The organism is Bdellovibrio sp. HCB288, assembly GCF_047305935.1.
Lineage (GTDB): Bacteria > Bdellovibrionota > Bdellovibrionia > Bdellovibrionales > Bdellovibrionaceae > Bdellovibrio.
Map to the genome: position 1 here is coordinate 3464153 of NZ_CP178619.1, position 21637 is coordinate 3485789.

Here is a 21637-nt window from a genome sequence, read left to right on the forward strand (position 1 = left end):
TTTTTTTGAGCAAACAAAAAAAGATGCTCGACCTTTGTCCAATAACTTAATAACGTAGGCCCTTGCATCAAGGGAGTCACAATGGACGCAATGCAGAGCATCGGAATCTTCGCAGCACAGACCTTTCTTATCCTCTTTGCTATTTTAGCGGTCATCATCGTCATTGCGATACTTGCAGCCAAAGCCGGCCACAAAACAGAAGTTGAAGTAGAACTTTTGCATAAGAAATACAAGGGCTTCCGCAATCTCCTTAAAGCGCACACGGTTTCCAAATCAGAGCGCAAGGAACTTAAGAAAAAACTTAAAGAAGAGCGTAAAGCTCACGATTCAAAGGCGCAAGGACACGAGAAAAAAATCTTCGTGGTGGATTTTGAAGGCGACGTAAAAGCATCCGCAGTTGAAAACCTGCGTGAAGAGATCACCGCAGTACTAACTATCGCAACTCCCCAGGATGAAGTTGTCGTTCGCGTGGAAAGCCCGGGCGGCGTGGTTCACGGTTATGGCCTGGCGGCTTCCCAACTACTGCGTGTTCGTGAAAAAAACATTCCTTTGACTGTGTGCGTGGATAAAGTGGCTGCCAGTGGTGGTTACCTGATGTCGGTGACAGCTAACAAAATTTTGTGCGCTCCTTTTGCAATTGTCGGCTCCATCGGGGTCGTTGCGCAAATTCCAAATCTTCACCGCGTTCTGAAAAAACACGACGTGGACTTTAAGGAATACACGGCGGGCGAGTACAAACGCACTGTCAGCCTTTTGGGCGAAATCACCCCAAAGGGAGAAGAGAAATTCAAACAGCAGCTTGAGGACACTCACGTTCTGTTTAAAGGCTTCGTATCCAAATTCCGTCCTAATTTGAATCTGGAAGAAGTTGCCACTGGTGAATACTGGTATGGTGAGCAAGCTATCACAAAAGGTCTGGTGGATGAAATTCGTACCAGCGACGATTACTTGATGACTCTGGCTGATAAACACCAGGTGATCAAAGTGAAGTTTGAACAAAAGCAATCGATCAGCGACAAGCTGACTGGTGTTTTAGGCAAGGCGATGAAAAAAGGCGCTCTGTCGATCGTAGAAGAATTGGAAACTCGCCGCTTCCTTTAAGGCTTGCGGCCCTTCGGTTTTAGAAATCAACAAGGAGATATGAATGTTGAATAAACTTGCAAAAGGATTGTTGCTGGGAGCTGCGCTGGGCATGAGTACCCAAGCTGTGGCGGCACCTTCAAATGCCGAACTTAAAATCGGTATTTCTCAGGAATTTGAAACTATGAACCCAATCATCATGTCTATGTCCGCGTCTGCGTACATGTACCGCATGGTGGGTCGTTCCTTGGTGAACCTGACTCCGGATGGAAAATGGGTTCCGCAATTGGCGAAAGAAATCCCTTCCCTTGAAAAAGGCACAGCTAAAATCATCGATGATGGCGGCAAAAAGAAAATCGTTGCTAACTGGGAAATCATCGACGGCGCTAAATGGGGTGACGGCAAACCAGTTATCTGTGCTGACTTTATCGCTTCTCAAAAAATCGCAACATCCCCGAACGTAGCGGTTGGTGAAAAAGAACAGTGGACGCAAGTTGAGAAAATCGACGTTGATCCGGCAAATCCTAAAAAATGTACTTTCAAATACGACAAAGCGATCTGGAGCTTCTACCAATTGGCTCAGTTCTTCCCAGTGCCTGCGCACTTGGAATTGCCCGTATATGAAAAGCACAGCAAAGCCAAAGAAGGTTACGAAAAGAACTCCAACTACGTTCGCAACCCGACCAACCCGGGTCTTTACAGCGGTCCTTACGTGATCACTGAAGTAAAATTGGGTTCCCACGTGGCATTTGCACCAAATCCACATTTCTATGGCAAAAAACCTGTGATCCAAAAAGTGATCGTAAAATTGATCGCTTCAACTGGAACAATGGAAGCAAATCTTCGTTCCGGCACTATCGACATGGTTTCCGTTCTAGGTATGGACTTCGACCAAGCGCTGGCTTTCGAGAAAAAAGTAAAAGCGGAAGGTTTGCCATTTGCAGTGACTTTCGTTCCTTCAGTAACTTACGAACACATCGACTTGAATCTGGACAATCCAATTCTTAAAGATGTTCGCGTTCGTAAAGCACTTCTAAACTCCATCAACCGCGATGACTTGGTTAAAGCTCTTTTCGAAGGCCGCCAAGAAGTAGCAGTTCACAATATCTCTCCTAAAGATCCTTGGTTCACTAAAGATCCAAAAGTTGTGACTTTGTATCCGTACTCCAAACGTACTGCTGGCAAACTTTTGGATGAAGCTGGCTGGAAAATGGGTGCTGATGGCTTCCGTTCCAAAGATGGCAAACGCCTTTCTTTGACGTTCCAGACAACTGCGGGCAACAAAACTCGTGAGTTGGTTCAAGTTTATCTGCAAAACCAATGGAAACAAAACGGCATCGAAGTTCTGGTTAAAAATCAACCGGCACGCGTATTCTTCGGCGACACGATGTCTAAACGTAAGTTTGAAGGCCTGGCATTGTTTGCGTGGGTTTCTTCTCCGGAAAACTCCCCGCGCTCCACTCTATCTTCAAAAGCGATCCCGTCTGACAAAAACGGATGGTCTGGTCAGAACTACATGGGTTGGGTAAACCCACAAGTTGACAAAGATCTGGATGCTTTGGATTTGGAGTTTGATGCGAAAAAACGCACGGCTTTGGTTCATGATATTTTGAAACAGTACACGACGGACGTACCAGTTCTACCGTTGTACTACCGCTCTGACATCTCTATCGTTCCTAAGAATCTTAAGAACTATAAAATGTCCGGTCACCAATTCTACGAAACTAACTATATCGAAGATTGGTCTTTGTAATTCGTATTTAAGAGAGGCTACCCATGACTACTTTTATCACTCGTCGCATTCTGCAAACACTCGCTGTGATAGCTGTTCTATCCTACGTGGTTTTTGTTCTTATGAGTTTAATGCCCGGCGATCCGGTGGACATGATGGTGGCCTCCAATCCAAAAATCACAGCTGAGGACGTGGCCCGTCTGAAGTCTTTGTATGGTCTGGATCAGCCAATCTATAAACGCTATGGCAACTGGATGGCATCCGTTGTGACTGGTGACTTGGGTTACAGCCGTACCTACCGCGTGCCGGTTCAGGAACTGATGGGACCACGTTTGTGGAATACATTCATCCTATCGGCCGCTTCTTTGACTTTGTCTATTTTGATCGCAGTTCCATTGGGTGTGGTTTCAGCTCTGAAACCAAACTCCAAGACAGATTACTTTATGAATCTGTTTTCTTTCGCGGGGATTTCGATCCCCTCGTTCTGGCTGGCGATCGTTTTGATTATTATCTTCGCTGTTAAATTCCCGATCTTCCCTGCCGGTGGCACTCAAACCATCGGTGTCGAAAATATGGGTTTCTGGGCCGAGGTGATGGACCGTGCGAAGTACCTGGTACTTCCGGTGCTTTCTTTGTCCATTCAACAAATTGGACGTTTCTCGCGCTTTACTCGCTCGGCGATGACCGAAGCTATGCGCAACGATTTCATTCGTACTGCGCGCGCCAAGGGCTTAAGCAACAAAACAGTTATCTGGAAGCATGCTTTCCGTAATGCTTTGATTCCATTGATCACTATCTTGGCCTTGAGTATTTCAACTTTATTCTCGGGCGCATTGTTGACTGAAACAGTGTTTGCTTACCAAGGCGTTGGTAAATTGGTTTACGACTCCATCATCGGCAATGACTATAACGTTGCGATGATTTCGTTTGTGATTTCTGTGAGCATGGTTTTATTGATGAACTTGGTGGCTGACATTATGTACGGCTTCGCTGACCCGCGAATTGCATACAAGTAGGTCTGAAGATGTCAGGAAGTGAACTAACTATGAATAAAGTGAATGTAGCCTCAACATTAACAGACAAGGACCGCGCCGAAATCGACAAAGCAATGCCGATGTGGAAAATGGTTTGGCGTTCTTTTAAAGGCCACCGCCTGGCTGTGGCTGGAGCCTCTGTTATTATTTTCTTCATGCTGATTGCGATCTTCGCCAATCAAATTGAATACGTGACAGGCCTTGATCCTAACGCACAAAATGTGGCGAATCGCTATGTGGCACCGTTGACGTCCACCCAAGCTGGCCCCGATATTCGCGAAACTGAAATTGAAAAATTCATCAATGCGAACCCTGAAGCTGCCGACAAGATTCAAAAAGCCCTGGTTGAAAAAGGCCTGGTTTCAGTTCCTGAGATTGATTCCATTTATGAAGTCGGCGCTAAGGAAATTCCTGAAGCCATCGGAATCTTTAAGTCATTGGCAATCCCTGAAACCAAAGAGCTTTTAAAAACCTTCAGCAGCTTTGACACGTTCCACTTGTTCGGCACCGACGAACTGGGCCGCGATGTTTTCATCCGTCTGGTTTATGGAACTCGTGTTTCCATGGGTGTCGGCGTTTTGGTTGCGATCGCTTCTGCTTTGATTGGTCTATTGATCGGTAGTATCGCTGGTTACTACGGTGGCTGGATTGATACTATTCTTATGCGTGTCACTGACTCGCTATTGAGCTTGCCGACAATTCCCGTATTGATCGTAATGGCAGCCATCGACTTTACAAAGTTGCCAGTGCTAAACGCCATCGTCAGCACTCAAAACGAGTCTGTTTTCAAAATGGTTATCATTCTTTGTATCTTCTCTTGGATGACGGTTGCCCGTTTGGTGCGCGGAAATATTCTTTCCCTGCGCGAGCGTGAGTTCATCCTGGCAGCAAGAACGATTGGTGCGAAGGACAGCACGATTATCGTGCGCCACATGTTCCCAAACGTCATCGCTCCAATTTTGGTTTCCATCACTTTGGGTGTTGGTGAATCCATCTTGTTTGAAGCAGCACTTTCTTTCTTGGGTTTGGGTATCATGCCGCCGACACCAAGCTGGGGTAATATGCTGAACAATGCGCAAGAGCTGATCTATCAAGCTCCGTTCCTGGCAATCCTTCCGGGTATTTTGATCCTGATGACTACGATCAGCTTCAACTATTTGGGTGACGGTCTTCAAGACGCCCTGGATCCGAACTCTGTTCGTCGTTAATATCTGCAAAAGCCACCCATTGGGTGGCTTTTTTTCGCTTAAGAATTCATGACAGCCTTTCCCCTGCACCGGAAATGGCTTCGCTGATTCATGAATTCGCAATCAATAGTCAGCAAGGCTAAGAGCTGCCAATTTGCTGTACACCCTTGAAAAAAACTCCCTGCCCCTGGAGCCTGCTCGAATCTATAGCCCCTTACCCGGGCATGAAACTTGGAATAGATGCGTTTAGATTTTCAATGGGAGTCTCTATGAAAACGGTTTTGTCTTTTGTTTTCACAATTCTTTTTGCCAATAACACCTTTGCGGCGGCGGCGAATTCCAGCCAGGTGCCAGCATCCGGCGAACTAATGTGTCGCTCGAAAGCCAAAGAAATTGCGGCTTCCACTTATGCAGGTTGCATGAACGAATACAACACAGCGCAAGTAAATGCGATCCGTGAAGCCTATCAAAAAGACCTGGCTGCGGTGAAAGCCAAGTATGATAAAAAACTGAAAGCCTTGAAAAAAGGCAGCCCAGCAAATGTGAATGCGAATAACACTGCAGTCCCGGCAAAAGCCCCTTCCGCTGTGGCAAAACAGCTTCCTACGAAGACCGTGGCTCAATCTGAGGCGACTCCAGTTATCACTCCGGTTTCTGAGGAACCAGTTGTAGCCCTTAAGCCAGCCAACGACGTGCCGCTAGGTGTTGAGAGCGACTTGATAGACCAGAACGAAATTAGCGAGACTACAGCCCAATAGGCCCCAGTCTTGTATTGATTTTCCTCCCTGAGCAGTCTAAAACGTGTAGACTTAAATAAAGCTCTGGGAGGAGTTTTCAATGGGTGAGTTTAGCGTTACACATCTACTATTATTGGCTTTGATCTTCTTGGTATTTTTTGGTCCAAGCCGTCTTCCGCAATTGGGTTCTTCCCTGGGTAAAGCAATCCGTGGTTTCAAACAAGGTTTGAACGAAATTGATGTGGATCCAAAAGACATCAAAGATACGCACCAACAAGTGCAACATCAAAATCAGCAACAACAAAATCAATCTGTTAATCAAACACAAAGCCAAAAAGAAACACACAACTCTTAAGAGTTGCGGGAGAATAAAATGGGTTCATTGAGTCTTACACACTTATTATTAATCGCTCTTGTTTTCTTGATCTTCTTTGGTCCAAGCAAATTGCCTCAATTGGGTCAATCTTTGGGTCAAGCGATTCGTGGCTTCAAAAAAGGTTTGAACGAAATCGACGCTGATGCCAAAGACGTGGGGCCAAACCAACAAGTGGCTCACAACCAAAATCAAGGTCAGCAAGTGAATCAAACGCAAACTAACAAAGAGCCACACAACTCTTAGTTATTAGTCGCACAGTTTGTTTTAACGAAAAGCCTTCTTGGGATTCCCGGAAGGCTTTTTTATTTTCCACATTCGATTCGGATGCGGCAGCGTGTAGCACCATAACGACATCCTCCAACAAGGGATCACAATGCCTGTGAGCTAATGGTCATTATGTGACTTAGAACTCTTTGCTTTCTTTACAAGGAGCCAGATTAGTTTTATTTTTTGTCTATGCGTTTTTTAGAACCAAGCGAATTCCTTCCTAAGGTTGAAGCGATCTTTTCGGATCTCAAAGATAAAATTAAAATGGCCCTACCCAATGCTGACGTGGAGCACATTGGTTCCTCTGCTATAAAAGGGGCGATATCAAAGGGCGATCTCGATGTTCTTGTGCGCGTACTGCCTCCAAACTTTGAAATTGCTATTTCAAAGATCAAAGAGTTGGGTTTTGCTGAAAAAAGTGGAACTCTCCGTACTGAACAGTTATGTATGTTAGTTACGGATGTGTATAACTGGGATGTGGCGGTCCAGCTTATAGCGAAAAACTCTGAGTTTGAAGACTTCGTATCCTTTAGGGATAGACTCAACGACGATCCCGGTCTTGTTCTTGCGTATAATCAATTGAAATTGTCTTCACGTGAACTATCACCGGAAAACTATCGCCAGAAAAAATCAGCTTTTATAGAAATGGTTCTGCGGAACGAGAATTCCAACCACAAGAAGTAAGAAGGTAAAATGTCATCACCAGAAAAGAAAGAGTCATTTGTGGTCAACGAAAGAGAAGGGATGAAGCATGTTTGGCTGATTCGTAACCTTTGGATTTCATCGAAAGACCTTCCTGTATTCGAATTCGAAGTGGCAAATTTTGATTGCTTTAATGAAGACGTATGGTTTGGAACTCAGCATAAGCCGACCGTTAATAAGGTTTTAGAGCACTATCGAAAAATTCAAACAGCAACTTTTGAATATCCTATTATCTTTAGCGAAGACGGTTCAATTTTTGATGGAGTTCATCGAATCTGTAGGGCATATCTGGATGGACGAAAAACAATTCCTGCAGTGAAGTTTATAAAAGACCCTCCACCAGATCAAATTATCCCAATGTCCCAGGCAGTGGTGATCACTTAACCCTTGCAAATTGAACAATCATAAAACCTGAAGGCACTGACGAAAAATCAGTGCTTCTTTATTTCTGATACACGAGAGAGAAGCTTTAGACATGACATCACGCAGAACCGATATCGGTTCTGCACAGCAGTACAAAAAACGGAACTGTTACCTGAGGGTGTCGGAGATGATGCTTTGAGCGCCGCTGGCGAGTAATTCTTCGGCCCTAGGTTGGTCGTTTACTGTCCAGAAGCTGACTGGGACTCCCCGCTTTACGTATTTCTTTAGCTGCGTGATGGTTACATAGCGATGATCCAAGTGCAGGATGTTGGCGTGGATATAGGGTGCAAAGAGCATCAGCTTTAAGTACCAGCGGTTGGCTGGGTCTTGCTCTTTCGTGGCTAGCAATGCCCGCGGCACTTGTGGCAACAGACGATACAGCTCGCGGATTGCGAGTGGATTGAAACTTGAGAAAAGAATTCTGTGAAAGGAATCCGTTTCGCGCACCAGGCGCGCGACTTTTTCTTCAAGCCTGTGATCAGTTGCTGTCTTGGTTTTAAGTTCAATATTCAGGAATTTCGGAACATCCTGGCTTAGCAAGACTTCGCGCAAGGTCGGGATCTGAGCGATCTGCTCCAGCTCGGCGGCTGTGACATCTATAACTTTTCTGGGATCATTGGCGATGCGCTTTAGATCCTCGTCATGAAAGACCACGACGTGTCCATCTTTGGACAACTGCACATCCATCTCAACCATCTCAAGACCACGCTCTTTGGCATCCTTAAATGAAGCCAGAGTGTTCTCCTGAGCTCCGCCCTTCCAATATCCCCGGTGTCCTTGATAGCGTGGTGGCTTAACACCATTCTTGGGCCAAGGTTCCGCCTTCCAGAACGAATGGCGGTACATTAGAAAACCAAATACTGCCGAGGCCAGCCCTGCAAAGAATATCATTTACGAGCCTTTGCAGTCTCCTCGGTGAATGCAGGGACATCGCGAGTTCCATTGATCTGATACTTGCGTGTGGACTTGCCGTCTTTGGTCTGCACAGTCCCCTTCAATTTTCCAAATTCATCCCAGGAACCTGCCGTAGTGATTTTTGCATCCTTGCCAGCTTTGGCTTCAAAGCCCTGCCATTGCAGGTTCTGATTGTTCTTCCAAATAAAGTCCCCATGCAAATCCTTGAGATTCAAAACTTTCTCCACCCACCAAGAAGTCGGCGTTACGTTCTGCAATATCTGATGGCCCGGAGTTTCCTCTTCGACGGCAAGGCTTTGCACCTGAGCTTGCATGACGATATCGCCCTGACGCAGATCGAATTTGGCTTTTGATTTACCAAAGGTCATGCCTTCAACATCCAACGTATTCAACTGGGCAGCACCTTTAAGAGAAGAAATCTTGCCTTCACTTAAGCGAGTTTCCGCACTCAACCCCAGCACGCCGATCTCCCCACCATTGGTCATCAATGACTGAATCGCAGGATCCAAGGTCACTTCGTCGATATTGGAATTTATCAGTACGTCTTTAAAATCCCGGTCCGCCTTAACTTTCATGGAACCAACAAAACTTCCGCCCCGAGGCTCGGCACGATTCACAGCAATGTTCCAAGTGTCGCCTTTCAAAGAAATCTCTCCGGCAATGCGATCCACGATCTGATTTTCACGGCGACTTTTGTTTGAGAAAACGAATTGCAGGCCCTGGTGTTCGCCCACCATGCGCATGTCTTTTTCAGAGATAAACTCCGCCTGTCCTGTGAACGAGCCCAGGTTTCCAAAAACTTTCGCTTTTTGCGGTCGATTGATAAAAGTCAGCAGCTTATCAATGCGCATATTTTTGATATCAATCAGCAACGGCTTATAGCGCAATGGATCGATGGAAGTGAACGAGGCACTCTCAACACTCATCTCCCCTAGGTCACCTTCCAGACGCAGATCCTTCACTTCGAAAGGCGCTGATTTTAACTGTTCAGCCTCACCGCGCATGCGTGCTTTTGCTGAAACCCACACCTGCTTGCCGTTCAGGTTTTTTGCAACCAGATCGTACTTCTGTAAAACCTGCAGCACTTGGCTGAGTGGAATATGCTTCACATCAGTTTCCACGTTCAGCATATGATCGTTCAAAGTGTAGTGCGTGATCACGCTGTAGTGACCCTCACGCCAGTTCCCGAAAAAATGCGCCTGCAGGGATTGTTCGGGCATTTCCTTGTATTCCAGAAACAGATTCGCATGGGATAGATAGTCCCCGACGGTGTCATCCTTCAGGAAATTGGTTTTCGCATGAACTTCCACAATACGAGGTTCAAAGGATTTTACCTGGGCCTTGAAACTGGAAAGCTCAAAGGGATATTGCGGGTACTGCGCTGAGAGAATCTTGAAACTGTGAATATTCAACTCACTGATGTCGTTTCGATACTTCTGAGCCTGCTCCATCGGCGACAATTTCACCAGCGGTGCTTCCTCTTTGGGACGATGATAGTTTTCAGAGGCATTCTGCTTCTCTTTTTCACAGGCCTCCACCGTTCCACGCAAAGTCAGTACCAGGTTGTCTGCGTTGATCTTCTTGACCGGGGATTCCTTGGTGATCAACCCCCACAATGAAAGCGGTAGGCGCATTTCATCAATCTCCAGCACCGGAGACATCCAGCACGCCTGATCAGACTCCATACGCACTTGCTTAATCAAAACTGCGAAGCGTGGCAAAATGCCATTCGCAAGACTAAGCTCCGCTGAATCAAAAGAGACTTTGATATCTTTATGTATGTGACTTGCGGCTTTCTCCAGTTGCGCTTTGATTCGTTGAGGAGAAAGTAAAGAGCTGGTGGTGTAACCAATTAAAAAAGCCAGGATCAATCCCGTTAAGAAGATTTTCATTCCTGGCTGTTCAGAGATTAAATATTTATCAGAACGATTGCGGCGATCCATGACCCATTCTCATTCGAAAGACCCGGATCGCCAAGTGAAATCGCCTCCGCCGCCGTAGCGTTGGCGATGGCGTCTAGCGGTACTCGAAGTGAAGGATTTCGAATTCCTTGTCACCTTTAGGGCTTTGCACAGTTACAGTGTCGCCCACTTTTTTACCGATCAAAGCGCGTGCAAGAGGAGAAAGCACAGAGATCATGCCTTTTTTAACGTCCGCTTCATCCACGCCCACGATTTGGTAGTTCACTTCTTCTTCAGATTCAGTTTCAACTGCTTTTACGTGTGCACCAAATACAACACGATCCGCCTTGATAGTGGATACGTCGATCACTTCAGCACCCGCCAATTTGCCTTGAATTTCAGCAATACGGCCTTCAATCATGGATTGGCGCTCTTTTGCGGATTCGTACTCAGCGTTCTCAGAGATATCCCCTTGAGCACGAGCCTCTTCGATAGCAGCGATAATAGTGGGTCTTTCCTCTAACAATAGCTTCTTAAGCTCTGCATCTAGCAGCGCTTTTCCGCGAACTGTCATTGGAAGTTTGTCGTTTGTACCTACAGACATGTCTATCTCCACTGTTAAAGGGACATTACTTTTACCGGAGTTCGCGGAATATTTCAACCCGCACCCCCGCCCCAGACTCGACGCGCCGCATTTTGATAATGCATTGAGCCGCATATTCTACAGGCGTACCATAAACCCATATGGGTCAAAAAAAGAAAACCGAAATCATCTGCCGCTGCAACAATGTGTCCCGTGCGACCATTGAGAAAGCTATTACAGATGGGGCCAAGACCCTGAATGAAATCTTCGACACCACCACCGCCGGCGTTGGACCCTGCGGAGGATCCTGCCGACGCAAACTCGCACCCCTTCTGGATCACTATTTAAGAACCGGTCAATTCCCTGAAAAAATTCAGGAGGATTTATCTGGTAAAATTTCAGTGAAAGAAGATGGTGGCGAGAGTAAAGACTAAGACGCTTTTTGCTGATTCAAACGATATTGAATCATTTTGTGAACTTCCGGTCGACACGTGCCACATTGAGCACTGGCTGATGTCTGACGAGTCACGACTTCAGGAGTACGAGCTCCTGCAATAATAGCCTGATCAATTGTATGCGCAGAAATACCACGACAATGACAGATCTCTGTCTCTGGTGAAACCGCTTGCCACTCGCCGCGCAAACGCAGAACCATCTCACGCAGAAGTAAACTGCTGTGATCCTGCCCTTCTGGCACGGGCCATTTTGAAATATCAGCACCAAAGGATCGGCGCATTTTCTTCATCATATCCATAAATTCAGTACATCCCACATGAGAGACTTTTAAAGTTCGACCGGGTGCTGAAGAGTCCTGCCCTTCAGTTTCAACTTCAATAAAATCACGTCCGTCGAGTTCGACTTTAATCTTCATATAAGCTACAATTCTAGATGAAGATCCCTCTTGCCCCAAGGCCAGTTATGTTAAATCTCAAAATACTACTGCTCAGTCGAAAGTTTGAAATCTATAACAGCCGTCGTTTGGTCGAGGAGATCGTTTCCCGTGGGCACACGCCACTATTGTGGGATCCGGAATGGCCTTTAGAGCGATTGAAAATCCAGCCCGACATCATCATCCCCCGCATTAGCAGCTTTCAATTTTGCGAGGCTGTAAAGGCTCTGGAAGAGCTTGAACACCGCTCTGCTATCACCATCAACCCGTCTCAATACTACACGGTGGCTCGAAACAAATGGCAAACCTATAACTCGCTAACCAGAGAAGGCATCGCAACTCCCCTCACATACCTGATTTCATCCAATGAAATTCGCAGCTCGTTGTCCTTTCCGGTTATTGTGAAGCAGCTTGAATCAAGCAAGGGCGAGGGCGTGTATTTAGCGCACAATGAAATAGAGATTCAGAAAATCTTCACAACTTCTGGTGATTCGCATTTAATCGTTCAGGAGTTTTTTCCGGAAGCTTTTGGAACCGATGTCAGAGCCTTTGTCATCGGTAGTGAAATTCACGCGGTGATGAAACGAACAGCAAAACCTGGGGAGTTTCGCTCCAACCTCGCACTGGGTGGGACTGCGGAGCCCTGCGAATTATTACCAGGCGAATCTGAATTGATTCTAAAGACAACTCAGATTTTGGACCTGCAGGTCTCTGGTGTCGATCTATTGCGAACCCGCAAAGGCAGTCTGGTTTTAGAGGCCAACCCTTGTCCCGGGCTCGAAGGAATAGAAAAATATAGTAAGAAGAATCTTGCAAGCAGCATCATTCAATATGCGGAGGAGCTATATGGCCGGCACCAGACCTCGCGTTGAGCTGATTCCAATCTTTGAAGACAACTATGTCTTCTGTTTGATTGATCAAGACAATCAAGAGGTCTTTGTTGTCGACCCCGGCGAAGCCGCAAAGACATCGCAATTTCTGAAAGAAAATAATTTAAAACTAAAAGGCGTCCTGCTGACTCACCATCACAACGACCATATTGGAGGAGTGAGTGCTTTGGTCAGCGAACACCCTGCTCCAATTTTTGCTCCGGCCAAAAACAAAAATCAAATTGGCAAAGCCGACACCTGGGTCACAGAAGGTGAAACAGTGAAACTGGGACCATTCAACTTTGAAGTGCTGGAACTCCCGGGACACACCTTAGGCCACGTTGCCTACTGGGAACCGAAGTTGAAATGGCTTTTCTCGGGAGACGTCCTGTTTGGACTGGGCTGCGGCCGCATCTTTGAGGGAACTTACGAACAAGCATACACAAGTCTGCAGCGATTCAAAAAGCTTCCCACGGAAACCCTGGTGTACTGCACTCACGAGTATACGGAAGCGAATTTAAGATTCTGCAAAATGCTATCGAACCTCGACAACTCGCCAATAACGGGCGACAGTGAGGAGCTGGAGATGTACGAAAACCAGCTGCTTTCCCGCCGGGAAATGGACTTGCCTTCGGTGCCTTTGAAGCTTGCGGTTGAATTAAACGTCAACCCCTTCCTGCTGGCAAAATCCATATCGCAATTCACGTACCTTCGTGAACTGCGCAATAAACAATAGATCAGGAAATAAAAAAAGGCTTCTGAAATTCAGAAGCCTTTTTCAATTGGCTAAAGTGTGTCTTTACCCTGGCGCGACCTTATTGTTCGATCACTTCGCAAGCGAAAGATCCAACAGTCGTTTTTTCACCCAAGCCCCAGTAGTAAAGCTGTGCAGAGTGATCTTTTACGTTTACAGAAAGTTCGAACTCTGTGGAACCTTCAACAGAGAAAATGTATTCAACAGAAGATGGAGTGGAATCAACATCCAACCACAAAGCTGGACCTGTCAAATCACGAGTGTCCAATTTCAAACCACCCACTTGCAAAGACCATTGTTTCAAACCATGGCGGAACAAAACTTGTGGATTGTTTTTAAGATCCAATTCAGCCGGAACTTCAGCATTCTTGTTCAACTGAGTGACAGCGCAATCGAAAACGCGCTCGTTAGCGAAAGAAACGGAAGCTAATAGAAGAGTTAGTGCGATAACTGCTGATTTCATGATCTATCCTTTGTTTTGATGGGGCATCCATACCTCAGACACCCCAAAAAGTCGCCAAAAATTATGCTTCGGTTTCAACAATCCAGGTGTCTTGGTCCTCGAAAAGCTGCTCCAGCAGGCCACCTTCAATTAAATAGTCCTCAGCAAACAGCTCATGCAGCGTCAGGGCCTTCTTAGTCAGCTCCTGGTAAGACAGTGTGCGCTGCACGTATTCTTCCTTAGACATTTTAGGACGCATTGGAGGGCGCTCCAGAACCTTTTGACCGTAAAGCAAGGTATCATAGCTGTAGCTATTAAAAACCAGGGCTTCTAAAGCCGTGTATGGTGAGTTCGTACCAAAGTTACTTGCGCTTAAAGGCGGACGCTGGTTGAACAGATCCACGACCACTTGTGCGTCACCGATATTGGTGTTTGCACGGCAATCCTGCCAGTACTTTGTATCCAGTTGTTTATTATATTTGTAGTGGATCCCCAGGAACCAGCGGAACGTATCCCACGTCGCCGCGATCTCTTGATTGATACCAGCGATACTGGAAGCATCCTGATGATTGTTTGGCATCAGCTTACACAAAGTCATAATACTGTGAACAGCTGTTTGAATCGCAGTTGATTCCAAAGGCTCTACGAACCCGTAGGCGTTTCCTAATCCAAAGACGTTTTTATTCCAGGCTTTTTTGTGGCGGCCTGTGCGGAATTCCACGATCTTATGGCTTTTGATGGGACCGAATTTTTCTTGGATCTCTTTTAAAGCGGTCGCTTCGTCACAGTAGTCTGTGGAATGAACGTAGCCGTGATGATTTTCATGGCGCATCGGAATCGTCCAGCACCAGCCATTGTTCATGGTTGAACACTGCGTGTAAGGCTTAATCACGTTGTTATGAGAAGTTTCAAAGGTTATCGCGCGGTTGTTTCTTAGTGTTGAAGTGAATGGAATGAACTCTGTCTTAAGAGCCTGGCCCAAAATGCGTGAGCGGAAGCCCGAGCAATCAATGTACAGATCAAACGAAAGTTTTTTTCCGTCATCAGTTTCAAGAGAAGTGACAAATTCATTGTCATCAAGGTGAACTTTTTCAACCACAGCATCGACGATCGGAATCTGTCTTTGCTTCAGCACTTTATTCAGGAAGCGAATCAGGTTCTTGTTATCGATGTGATAGGAAAACGGAATACTTTGCAGCAAAGAGATCATCTCGCCATTTTTTTCGCGAACAACGGGGATCTTGTTATTGTCCATCAGGACAGAAGCCCAATTGGCATTGTTGATAGAGTCTTCGTAGTAATGGCTTTCCTGCTGATGGCCTGCGAAAAAGTTAAAATTAAAGTGGTAGTCCCCTGGGCAGCCCCAATCAAAACGAATACCCAGTTTTAAGGTCGGCTGTACTTCGCGGAAGAACTCCTGGGGATCAATGCCCAGTGTTCTGTGCAAGAACGGCACGATCTCTGTCGTCGTGGACTCGCCCACCCCGATCACCGGAATTTTACTGGATTCAATCACCGAAGTTTGGATTTTAGGGTGCAATTTTTTAAGTGCTAAGGCCGCCAGGTAACCGGCTGTTCCGCCACCCAGGATTCCGATGGATTTGATTTCTGTGGCTGGATATTTGGAAAAATTCAGGTAACTAAGATCAAAAGCTGTGTCGATTTGATCGGACAAAGACGCCATGGAAAAACCTCATTTAAGAGGCCCGGTTATCCCATAACGTCCCTTAGGATTCAAAGGTCTTTAAGATTCAAAGAACTTTTGCTGCCATTTAGCCCGGCGCTGGTCCGTTACACCGTATTCGCTTAGTAAAAATTTCTGGACGCTGCCGGCTTTGGACTTCATTTCCTCAAAGGCCGCGTTCAAAAACGTCTCGTGAGCCCCCATCATGTACTGGAAGCCCTCCATCGCTTTTCCGGAAAGAATTCCCTGGAACTGGGTCATCAGGTTGTTGCGAAAGGGCTCCAGGCCCGTTTGCGTTGTCAGGTAATCCTGCATGACTTGGTGTTCTTCCACACCCAAGCCCAACAACAACAACGCTGTTCCCACACCTGTGCGATCTTTGCCGACGGCACAGTGCTGAAGCATACCCTTCCCCTGCATCTCGTCCATCACGGCAAACATGCGGTGATAGGCAGAGTTATCGAAAGGTAAAGTACGGTAAAGTTTTTCCATGTACTGCGGAGGAATATTTTCCAGATGCTCTTTGGTGAAAAAGGAACCCAAGTTCGCACTCATGCGATAGGCCACGGGATTCGCTGGACAGTTTTCATAAACCACCCCGTCCCACAAAACGTCTTTGTCGTGAGCGGCTTCAGAGGGGTCACGGAAGTCGATCACATGACCGATCTTGGTTTGCAGCAAAACAACATCTTCGCTGGTTAGCTTATTTAATGCGCCCGAACGAAAAAACTGACCTGATTTAAGCTGATGACCTTGAACAGATAAATGACCGCCAAGATCGCGGAAATTGATGGCACCTGTTAGTTTCAAATTGAACTCCGATTTATTGAATCGCGTAGACGTAAAAGTGACCTTCGCGTAGTTCGTATTTTACATCACTCCCCAGAATATCAAAGCCGTATTTCTGGCCCCAGCTTTGCGGAGCTGTTATTGGGTCCTGGCGCTTTTGAAAGGCTGGACGTGGGTCCAATTCGAGAATGCTGATTATGAGATTGCGAAGATTGTTCGCACCCTCGGGATCACGCTTTTTGATTTCAGCCTCAGCCTCAATGGAAAACACGATATCGGTGCGTTCTATGGGATCACTCGCCCAACCCGCGTTCGCTTCAGGAATGGAGTCTGCGTAGGGAATATAGGGTTTAATATCAAGCACTGGCGTTCCATCAAGAAGGTCCACGCCGTGAACGTGAATCTCGGGGCCACCCTTGGCATCGAAATCAATTTTCTCAATTTTTACCGCAGACATCCCAATCGGATTCGGTCGGTGCGGAGAGCGCGAAGCCAGGACACCCACTTTGCGATTCCCACCCAAACGCGGCGGACGAATGCTGGGTTTCCAGTTTTTGCCACCGTGTTCGTGAAAGACAAAGACAATCCACAGGTGCGAGAACTCTTCCATGCTACGAATTGCCGTCAACAAATCAGGATCAGGAAGAAGTTTGATAATGCCTTTAGCAGGATTAGCGAGCCCTGGTTGGCGAGGAATTCCAAACTTATCATGAAAGGGCGTTTGTACATGCCCTATCGCTGAAAATTCAAAACTCTCGCCATGCTTTTGCATTAGTTCTGAACACCGATTTTGATTTTCTCGCCGTCGATATCGCTGTCGTCTACGTGTGCGCCCTTAGGCATTCCTGATAGAGGCAAGATGTTCAACGTGTGAGTCAAAGTTTCTGAAGTGATCATGTCCTTGTGCGCATTCAAAGCGTCAAGCAAAGCGCCGTCGCAGGCGATTTCTAGAGTGATTTTGTCATCTAGCTTAAAGTCTGCAGTTTTGCGGGCCATTTGGATTTTACGCATGATTTCGCGAGCCAGGCCTTCACGCTCTTGTTCAGGCGTGACTGTTGGATCAACTTCGATGGAAACCACTTGGTGAACTGACAAGTTCGCGTTGCCACCTTTAGGGGCTCTGCGGATTTCAACGTCAGCCAGTGTGATCTCTTCACCATCGATTGTTACAGCTCCGCCCGTTTCAAGTTTCAAGATGCTCTCTAGTGGCAAGGCCATGATGCCTGCGCCCACTGATTTCATCTTAGGTCCAAGACGTTTACCCAACACTGGGAAGTTCGCTTTGGCAGTGACTTGGACGAATTGGTCTTCATTCGAGTTGTAAACAACTTTACGGAAGTTCAATTCATCAACAAAGAACGGTTCGAACTTTTTTAAAGTCTCAAGAAGCGTCGCACTTCTGTGGATGATCTTGATTTCGTTCAATGGGATTTTCGCTTTAACACCGATTTTTTCGCGGTGATTACGACCCAACGTTACCAACGTGTCCATCGCCTTCACTGCTTCTTCAAGATCTGGGCGAAGCATAGAAAGATCTTCTGGCGGGAAGCTTTCCAAATGAACCGAGTCTTTTTTGTTCGGAAGAACTTGTGACAAGTTTTTGTAAGTTACTTCTGACATGAACGGAGCAAATGGCGCCATCAAACGAGACAACGTCACAAGAACTTCATGCAAAGTCTCGTAAGCGTAACGTTTCGTTTCAGGCATGCCTTCTTGCCAGAACAGGGAACGGTTGAAACGGATGTAGGTGTTCGTTAGATCCTCGATAAATTGAAGCAAATGAGGAACAACGTTGTACAGGCGATAGGCGTCCATCTCTTTGTGAGTGTTCGCAATCAAACCGTTCAGGCGAGAAAGAACCCATTGGTCTAAAATATTAGAACTTTTCTTAGCATCACCTTTTGGAACGAAGCCATCGATGTTTGCATAGTTCGCAAAGAATGAATAAGAGTTCCACCATCTTAGCAAGATTTTACGAACGATATCGTAAACGCCTTTTTCAGAGAACTTCAATTCCTGTGCTTTCACAACCGGAGAATCGATCAAGTACAAACGCAAAGCATCCGCACCATGCTGATTCAATACTTCCATTGGATCAGGATAGTTTTTCAAAGACTTAGACATCTTACGACCGTCTTCAGCCAATACCAGACCATTCACAACAACATTTTTAAATGGAGCTTGGTTGAACAAAGCCGTCCCGATGATCGACAAAGTATAGAACCAACCGCGAGTTTGGTCCAAACCTTCGGCGATGAAATCCGCTGGGAAAGCTTTTTTGAATTCTTCCACATTTGCATCAGGGAAACCCCACTGAGCGTACGGCATAGAACCCGACTCAAACCAGCAGTCCAATACGCCATCAACGCGCTTAAGCGGTGATTTACCAGTTGGAGATGGAATCGTGATTTTATCTACGAACTCGATATGAAGATCTTCAACTTTTTGACCAGATAGTTTTTCAAGTTCCGCACGGGAACCGATACACATCACTTCGCCTTCTGCATTTCTCCAGATAGGAAGTGGTGTCCCCCAGAAACGATTACGAGAAATCGCCCAGTCACGAGCGCCTTCCAACCAGTTACCGAAACGACCATCACGAAGATGATCCGGAACCCATTGAGTTTGTTTGTTGTTCGCGATCAATTGCTCTTTGATTTTTTCAACTGAAACAAACCAAGAAGAAACCGCACGATAGATCAGCGGAGTATCAGAGCGATAGCAGTATGGGTAACTATGTTGGATTGTATCTTGTTTGAACAAGTTCCCTTTAGCTTTCAAAGCCGCGATGATGTCTTTGTCAGCTTCCTTAACACGTTTTCCTTGATAGTCAGGAACCTCTGCCGTGAACATACCGTCATCGTCGACAGGATTCACAAGAGGAATGCCCGCTTTTGCGCACGCATAGTAGTCTTCCTCACCGAACGCTGGTGCCATGTGCACAACACCGGTACCGGATTCAGTCGTAACGTGCTCTGAAGAAATAATACGGAACGCACCTTTTTCAGCGCGATCACCGAAGTATGGGAACAAAGGTTCGTAAGTCAGACCTACAAGCTCTGTGCCCTTCATCATTTGCAAAACTTCAACTTCTTCATCTGGTTTCTTAAACACAGATGAAAGCAATGCTTGCGCCAGGATCAACTTACGACCCGAAGATTTTTCTTGAACCTTCACGTAATCCATTTCCACACCAACTGCCAAAGCCATGTTGGAAGGAAGAGTCCAAGGAGTCGTCGTCCAAGCCATCACAGCCGTGTCGGGCTGATTGATAAGTTTAAACATCACCGTGACCGCAGGATCCTGAACCATTTTATAGTTTTGATTCGCTTCAAAGTTTGAAAGCGAAGTCGAGATCCCTACAGAGTAAGGAACAACTTTGTAGCCTTCATAGATCAAGCCTTTTTTGAAAAGCTCCTGGAACACCCACCATACGGACTGCATGAAAGACACGTCCATGGTGAAGTATGGATTTTCCATATCCACCCAACGGCCGACTCTGCGAACAGTGGTTTTCCATTCAGTCGAATAACGTTTTACAATCGAGCGACAAGCGTCGTTGTATTCAGCCACACCCATTTTGAAAACGTCTTTACGAGATTCAATCTTGTGAGTCTTGTTGATTTCGTACTCAACAGGAAGACCGTGACAGTCCCAACCGAAACGACGAGGCACCGTGTAGCCCTTCATTGTCCAGTAACGGGGAACAACGTCTTTCAAAACACCAGCAAGCAAATGCCCATAATGAGGAAGACCTGTCGCAAACGGAGGACCGTCATAGAAGCTGTAAGTTTTTTTACCCTTAGGATCTAGAGTCTGTTCGAAAATTTTTTGCTGATCCCAAAAATCAAGAATGCCCTCTTCTTGCTTGGCAAGTTGGACATCAGGTTTTACAGCACTATATGGAGTCGTTTTTGGAGTGTTTGCATTCGTCATAGGTCCTTAAGATTTATCAGGTTTTCACCAATCATGCATCCTTTCAGGACCTCGGAAAGGACAAATGCGCTATGCATCAAAGGTCTTTTCTGAACACGAACAGGAGTATAACCAAGAAATGCAACCTCAAGACACGACTTCCCCGACTGTTCCTGCCCGTACAATCACTCTGCTTTTAGGCCTCACGGTCGGAGTTATTGCCGCCAATCTCTATTACGCCCAGCCCTTGGTGGCTTTGATCAGCGAGTCCCTAGGAATTCAAACCTCTTCCGCGGGACTGGTTGTGACACTCACTCAAATTGGCTACGGCCTGGGAGTCTTGTTCCTGGTACCGCTGGGTGACTTGGTGGAAAACAAAAAATTAATTCTCGCATTGATGGGTCTCACGATTCTGGCCCTGTTGGGTTTAGGAGTGGCAACACACGTTGCCCCTTATTTTGCAGCGGCACTATTTTTGGGAGTCGGCACTTCGGCTGTGCAAATTGTCGTCCCCTACGCTGCCCATATGACTGCTGAATCACACAGGGGCCGCGTGGTCGGCGGATTGATGAGTGGTTTGATGTTGGGGATTATGCTGAGCCGTCCGATTTCGAGCTTACTGACAGATATGTTTTCGTGGCATGCGGTGTTTTTCCTGTCTGCTTCATTGATGTTGTTGATGGCGCTTGTTCTTTTCAAATTTTTGCCACCGCGCAAACCGGAATCACAAAATCTCCATTACGGCCGCTTGCTGGCCTCGATGGGAAAACTTTTGATTTCCACACCGGTGCTGCGCCGTCGAGGCGTCTATCAAGCCTGCATGTTTGGTGCGTTCAGTTTATTTTGGACAGCAGTGCCGTTGTATCTAATGAGTCCCACCTATCACCTTTCACAATCAGCGATTGCGTTATTCGCGTTCGCTGGTGTGGCCGGAGCGATCTCAGCCCCCTATGCGGGCAAGCTTGCTGACCGGGGACTGACGACACCTGCGACGATCATCGCCATGCTCTCCGCGATCGCTTCATTTGGTGTGACTCATTTACTGGAGCCGGGATCTTTGACAGCTTTGGGTGTTCTGGTTTTTTCAGCGATTCTACTGGATGCAGGAATCACAGCCACTTTGGTTTTAGGACAAAGGGCGATCTTTTCCTTAAAACCGGAATATCGCGGACGCTTGAATGGTCTTTATGTCGCCATTATCTTCGTCGGTGGCTCGATTGGCTCCTATGCGGGAGCGTGGGCTTACTCTCACGGCGGCTGGGATCTGACGACAAAAATCGGCGCCTTGTTTCCGGCCGTCGCACTGGTTTATTTTCTAATCGAGTGGATCACCGATTTTAGAAGAAAATAAAAAAGGC

The 21637-nt window shown here is 46.5% G+C and carries 22 protein-coding genes; 13 read left to right on the plus strand and 9 right to left on the minus strand.

The window, feature by feature from the left end:
• Positions 1 to 81 precede the first annotated feature (81 nt).
• From sohB to ACLVWR_RS17010, 9 genes are all read left to right on the plus strand, one after another.
• Positions 82 to 1101, plus strand: coding sequence for a protease SohB (sohB, locus tag ACLVWR_RS16970; protein ID WP_413581780.1), 1020 nt, complete (start codon positions 82 to 84; stop codon positions 1099 to 1101).
• Between the two features lie 43 nt (positions 1102 to 1144).
• Positions 1145 to 2833 (plus strand): peptide ABC transporter substrate-binding protein, encoded by a 1689-nt coding sequence (locus ACLVWR_RS16975; protein ID WP_413581781.1) that lies wholly within the window; start codon positions 1145 to 1147, stop codon positions 2831 to 2833.
• Positions 2834 to 2856: 23 nt separating this feature from the next.
• The gene (locus ACLVWR_RS16980; RefSeq protein WP_340597134.1) at positions 2857 to 3828 is read left to right on the plus strand and encodes an ABC transporter permease; all 972 of its coding nucleotides are present in this window, start codon (positions 2857 to 2859) and stop codon (positions 3826 to 3828) included.
• A gap of 29 nt (positions 3829 to 3857) precedes the next feature.
• A complete protein-coding gene (locus ACLVWR_RS16985) occupies positions 3858 to 5054 on the plus strand; it encodes an ABC transporter permease (protein WP_413581782.1) in 1197 nt (398 codons plus the stop codon).
• 248 nt (positions 5055 to 5302) lie between these two features.
• Entirely contained in the window at positions 5303 to 5791 is a 489-nt protein-coding gene (locus ACLVWR_RS16990) for a hypothetical protein (protein WP_413581783.1), read from the plus strand.
• A gap of 79 nt (positions 5792 to 5870) precedes the next feature.
• Entirely contained in the window at positions 5871 to 6125 is a 255-nt protein-coding gene (tatA, locus tag ACLVWR_RS16995; protein WP_413581784.1) for a twin-arginine translocase TatA/TatE family subunit, read from the plus strand.
• Positions 6126 to 6143: 18 nt separating this feature from the next.
• Positions 6144 to 6389 (plus strand): twin-arginine translocase TatA/TatE family subunit, encoded by a 246-nt coding sequence (locus ACLVWR_RS17000; protein ID WP_413581785.1) that lies wholly within the window; start codon positions 6144 to 6146, stop codon positions 6387 to 6389.
• A 213-nt stretch (positions 6390 to 6602) separates the two neighbouring features.
• Positions 6603 to 7097, plus strand: a complete 495-nt coding sequence (locus ACLVWR_RS17005) for a GrpB family protein (RefSeq protein WP_413581786.1) — start codon at positions 6603 to 6605, stop codon at positions 7095 to 7097.
• Positions 7098 to 7106: 9 nt separating this feature from the next.
• On the plus strand, positions 7107 to 7499 hold the full coding sequence (locus tag ACLVWR_RS17010; RefSeq protein WP_413581787.1) for a hypothetical protein: 393 nt from the start codon (positions 7107 to 7109) through the stop codon (positions 7497 to 7499).
• A 147-nt stretch (positions 7500 to 7646) separates the two neighbouring features.
• Here ACLVWR_RS17010 and ACLVWR_RS17015 read toward each other — a convergent pair whose 3' ends face one another.
• The 3 genes from ACLVWR_RS17015 to greA form a co-directional block, all read right to left on the minus strand.
• Complete coding sequence (locus ACLVWR_RS17015; RefSeq protein ID WP_413581788.1) at positions 7647 to 8429, minus strand: glycerophosphodiester phosphodiesterase; 783 nt, start codon at positions 8427 to 8429, stop codon at positions 7647 to 7649.
• Positions 8426 to 10396, minus strand: coding sequence for a hypothetical protein (locus ACLVWR_RS17020; RefSeq protein ID WP_413581789.1), 1971 nt, complete (start codon positions 10394 to 10396; stop codon positions 8426 to 8428). The genes ACLVWR_RS17015 and ACLVWR_RS17020 overlap by 4 nt, the downstream gene beginning before the upstream one ends.
• A 73-nt stretch (positions 10397 to 10469) precedes the next feature.
• Complete coding sequence (greA, locus tag ACLVWR_RS17025; protein WP_413581790.1) at positions 10470 to 10958, minus strand: transcription elongation factor GreA; 489 nt, start codon at positions 10956 to 10958, stop codon at positions 10470 to 10472.
• 140 nt (positions 10959 to 11098) lie between these two features.
• On the opposite strand from greA, the gene ACLVWR_RS17030 reads away from it, so the two are divergent.
• A complete protein-coding gene (locus ACLVWR_RS17030) occupies positions 11099 to 11371 on the plus strand; it encodes a (2Fe-2S)-binding protein (protein ID WP_413581791.1) in 273 nt (90 codons plus the stop codon).
• Here the strand turns inward: ACLVWR_RS17030 and ACLVWR_RS17035 are convergent.
• The gene (locus ACLVWR_RS17035; RefSeq protein ID WP_413581792.1) at positions 11368 to 11808 is read right to left on the minus strand and encodes a bacterioferritin-associated ferredoxin; all 441 of its coding nucleotides are present in this window, start codon (positions 11806 to 11808) and stop codon (positions 11368 to 11370) included. The two genes, ACLVWR_RS17030 and ACLVWR_RS17035, sit on opposite strands and share 4 nt — an antisense overlap.
• Before the next feature lie 47 nt (positions 11809 to 11855).
• Between ACLVWR_RS17035 and ACLVWR_RS17040 the strand changes: the two genes are divergently transcribed.
• Positions 11856 to 12698, plus strand: coding sequence for an ATP-grasp domain-containing protein (locus ACLVWR_RS17040; protein ID WP_413581793.1), 843 nt, complete (start codon positions 11856 to 11858; stop codon positions 12696 to 12698).
• The gene (gene gloB / locus ACLVWR_RS17045; protein WP_413581794.1) at positions 12673 to 13431 is read left to right on the plus strand and encodes a hydroxyacylglutathione hydrolase; all 759 of its coding nucleotides are present in this window, start codon (positions 12673 to 12675) and stop codon (positions 13429 to 13431) included. Before ACLVWR_RS17040 ends, gloB begins: the two co-directional genes overlap by 26 nt.
• 79 nt (positions 13432 to 13510) lie before the next feature.
• Here the strand turns inward: gloB and ACLVWR_RS17050 are convergent, their stop codons facing one another.
• The 5 genes from ACLVWR_RS17050 to ileS form a co-directional block, all read right to left on the minus strand.
• Positions 13511 to 13912, minus strand: a complete 402-nt coding sequence (locus ACLVWR_RS17050) for a hypothetical protein (RefSeq protein WP_413581795.1) — start codon at positions 13910 to 13912, stop codon at positions 13511 to 13513.
• A gap of 61 nt (positions 13913 to 13973) precedes the next feature.
• Positions 13974 to 15575: a tryptophan halogenase family protein gene (locus tag ACLVWR_RS17055; RefSeq protein WP_413581796.1), complete on the minus strand. Its 1602-nt coding sequence runs from the start codon at positions 15573 to 15575 to the stop codon at positions 13974 to 13976.
• Positions 15576 to 15635: 60 nt separating this feature from the next.
• Positions 15636 to 16385: a tyrosine-protein phosphatase gene (locus ACLVWR_RS17060; RefSeq protein WP_413581797.1), complete on the minus strand. Its 750-nt coding sequence runs from the start codon at positions 16383 to 16385 to the stop codon at positions 15636 to 15638.
• Between the two features lie 13 nt (positions 16386 to 16398).
• On the minus strand, positions 16399 to 17136 hold the full coding sequence (gene tsaA, locus ACLVWR_RS17065) for a tRNA (N6-threonylcarbamoyladenosine(37)-N6)-methyltransferase TrmO (RefSeq protein WP_413574754.1): 738 nt from the start codon (positions 17134 to 17136) through the stop codon (positions 16399 to 16401).
• Positions 17136 to 20300 carry an isoleucine--tRNA ligase gene (gene ileS / locus ACLVWR_RS17070; RefSeq protein WP_413581798.1) on the minus strand — a complete coding sequence of 1055 codons (3165 nt, stop codon included), beginning with the start codon at positions 20298 to 20300 and terminating at the stop codon, positions 17136 to 17138. Before ileS ends, tsaA begins: the two co-directional genes overlap by 1 nt.
• Positions 20301 to 20418: 118 nt before the next feature.
• Here ileS and ACLVWR_RS17075 point away from each other — a divergent pair, with 118 nt between their 5' ends.
• Positions 20419 to 21630: an MFS transporter gene (locus tag ACLVWR_RS17075; RefSeq protein ID WP_413583515.1), complete on the plus strand. Its 1212-nt coding sequence runs from the start codon at positions 20419 to 20421 to the stop codon at positions 21628 to 21630.
• The last annotated feature ends 7 nt before the right edge of the window (positions 21631 to 21637 follow it).